General features: G+C 68.0%; 1 protein-coding gene and 1 pseudogene. Both read right to left on the reverse strand.

All coding sequences use genetic code 11. The features are described 5' to 3' along the window. Window positions 1-371 precede the first annotated feature (371 nt). Window positions 372-1130: pseudogene (locus IVW53_15715) on the reverse strand (ATP-binding protein). Further along, the gene (locus IVW53_15720) at window positions 1127-2665 is read right to left on the reverse strand and encodes an IS21 family transposase (GenBank protein ID MBF6607011.1); all 1539 of its coding nucleotides are present in this window, start codon (window positions 2663-2665) and stop codon (window positions 1127-1129) included. The pseudogene IVW53_15715 and the gene IVW53_15720 overlap by 4 nt, the downstream one beginning before the upstream one ends. Window positions 2666-2851 lie beyond the last annotated feature (186 nt).

The raw sequence follows: 2851 nt of genomic DNA on the forward strand, positions 1-2851 counted from the left end.
TGTAGCGCGACACGAGTGATGGCCGGTGCGCGACAGGCTGATGGCCGGTCGCAGCGCGTAGCGAAGATGAGCTTGACGTCGCGCATCGACAAGGGATTTTTTTACTTCGGTTGGCTGCACCAGCCACACTGCCCGGCAGTTCCGGCTGCTGGATTTGTGGACAACGCAAGCGCGTTGCCCACAACCCCACAGCCGCCACATCAGCAGAAGCGGATGATGATTTTGCACTCAGAAGGCGGGCATTCCTACGCGGCAACGTCAGGAACACTTTCGCCGCTGGTCGCAAATGCCGGCGCTGTGGTGTGGCGCTGCTTGTCGCTGTCGCGCTTGCTGTCGCTCGGGCCTTTGGGCTTGTGTGGCGCGCGAGCGGCAGCAGTCTTGCGGCGGTAGCTTTCGACGTTCATCTCGAAGATGGTTGAATGGTGGACAAGGCGGTCCACGGCGGCGAGCGTCATGGCGGCGTCGGGAAAGACGCTGGTCCATTCGCCGAACGGCTGATTTGCGGTGACCATCAGGCTGCGCCGTTCGTAGCGGGCGGCGATCAGCTCGAACAGCACCGAGGTTTCGGCCTGATCCTTTCGGACGTAGCAGAGATCCTCGAGGATCAGCAGGTGGTATTTGTCGAGCTTCTCGATGGCGCTCTCCAACGACAGCGCCTGACGCGCCTGTTGCAGACGCTGCACGAGGTCGGTGGTTCGGGTGAACAGGACGCGGTAGCCGTTCTCCACGAGGGCATGCCCGAGTGCTGCACCGAGATGCGACTTTCCGGAGCCGCTCGGGCCGAACAGCAGGATCGTGCCGCCCCGGTCGATCCATCCGTCGCCGGTGACCAGCGCCGCAACGTGCGCACGACTGACCATGGGCACGGCGGTGAAGTCGAAGCTGTCGAGCGTCTTGCCGGACGGCAGCCGGGCCTCGACCAGGTGTCGCTGGATGCGTCGCTGGGAGCGTTCGGCGAGTTCCAGCTCGGTGAGGGTCGCCAGCAGCCGGGCTGCCGGCCACGCCTCGCGATCGGCGCGCTCGGTGAAGGTCTGCCACATGGCGGCGATGGTTGGCAGCCGCAGCTCATTGAGCAGCAGCGGCAGCCGCGCGGTATCGACCTTGATCGTGTCGCTGGTGCTGTCGTTCATGCCACGGCTCCCATGGACGGCAGGAGCGTGTCGTAGCTGGCGACCGGCGGCAGGCTGACCATGATTTCTGGCATCCTCCCCCGCGCCGGCGCGAACCGGGCCCGCAAGCTCTGCATGTCGACCGCGCCCGCGGTCGCCCTGCGGCCCGTCGCCGGGTGCTGCAACTGCTCAGTGAGTGCCGCGGCGAGTTCGGCCTCGCAGCTGCGCTCGTGGGCGAGCGACAGGAGCGCCACCATCGTCTTGCAGGCGGCTCTCGGGTCGCCGGCGGCCAGCAGCGTCTCCCAGGCCAGACGATAGGCGGGACGCGGGAACAGCGCGTCGCGGTAGACCAGGTTGAGCAGCGCCATCGGCTTGCAGCGCAGACTGTGGATGACGTGGCGGTAGTCGACGACGTGGCCATGCCGCCCCTCGCCATGGCTGCGGCCGCGGCGCAAAATCAGCGCCGGGCTCTGGCCGACAAAGCATTCCAGCCGATCGTCATACAGCCGGACCCGCAGCCGGAAGCCGATCAGGCGGGAGGGCACGGTGTAGAACACCTTGCGCAGGACGAAGCCGCTGCTCGAGGTCACGAACACCGTGGCCTCGTCGTAGTCGGTGGTGCGGTCCGGCGGCAGCGGCCGCAGGGCGGCGCATTCCAGCTGCACCATCTTGCCGCGGCGGGCGTTGCGGCGGCCGATCAGGTCGGCGATCCAGACACGGTAGGCGTCGAGAGTGTCGAAGCCGGCGCTGCCGCGGAGCAGCAGGGCCTGCGCGATGCCGCGCTTGAGGTGGCCGTGCTGGCTCTCGATGGCGCCGTTCTCATGCGCCACCCCGGTGTTGTTGCGGGTCGGCGTCATCTCGTAGTGGGCGCACAACGCCTCGTAGCGGCGGGTCTGATCGGCGCGGGTGTCGTCATCGAGATTGCGGAAGGCGGCGGAGAGGCTGTCGGAGCGGTGCTCGGCCGGCACGCCGCCAAGTGCCCAGAGTGCGTTCTGCAGGCCGACCGCGAGCGCGGTGAAGCTCTCGCCGCCCAGCACCGGCTCGGCATGCTCCCAGGCAGAGTAGGCCAGGGTGAAATGATACAGCCGATGGTCGAGCGGCTGGCCGGCGATGCTGACGCCGAGATCGCCCATGTCGGTGAAGTCCGAGAGCCCCTGCTGTCCCGGAACATGGTCTTGACGGAAGATCACCTCCCGGTCGGCGCCGTGTTCGGCGCGCCAGGTGCGGACCCGGCGCTCCAGGCTGCGGCGCAGGCGGTCCCAGTCGTGCTCGGCATGGCGGCGCTGCATCTCCTCAATCAAGGTGATCGGCCGCAGCCCGGGCTGGGCTTCGAGCATCGGGCGGATCTCGGCGTCCCACAGCCCGGCGAAAGGATCAGGACACTGACGGCGGAGACGCCGATCGACGAGCTCCCGCGACAGGTGCCGATCCGCCTTGAGACGGCGGGCAGTGCGCTCGCTGAAGCCGGCCTTGGCGGCGGCGACGCGCTGGGGATAGTGGCGATGGGATTCCATGAATAGCCTCACCTGCTGGCTTGTGACGTGTCGTCCGGGCACTTCGGTCCTCGTCTTGGTCGTCGAGGAGCCGATCCTGCCCGCACACGCCGCGGCCCGCAGACGAGGGCAGATGCCCCCGTCGCCGGTCGGACTGGCCTACGGTGGGGCTGCTACGCCCGCCCGGCGGTCAGTCCGACCGGCCATCTGCTCGTGTCGCGCACCGGCCATCGTGGCTGTCGCGCTGCA

This window comes from Chloroflexota bacterium, assembly GCA_015478725.1.
Taxonomy (GTDB): Bacteria; Chloroflexota; Limnocylindria; order Limnocylindrales; family CSP1-4; genus C-114.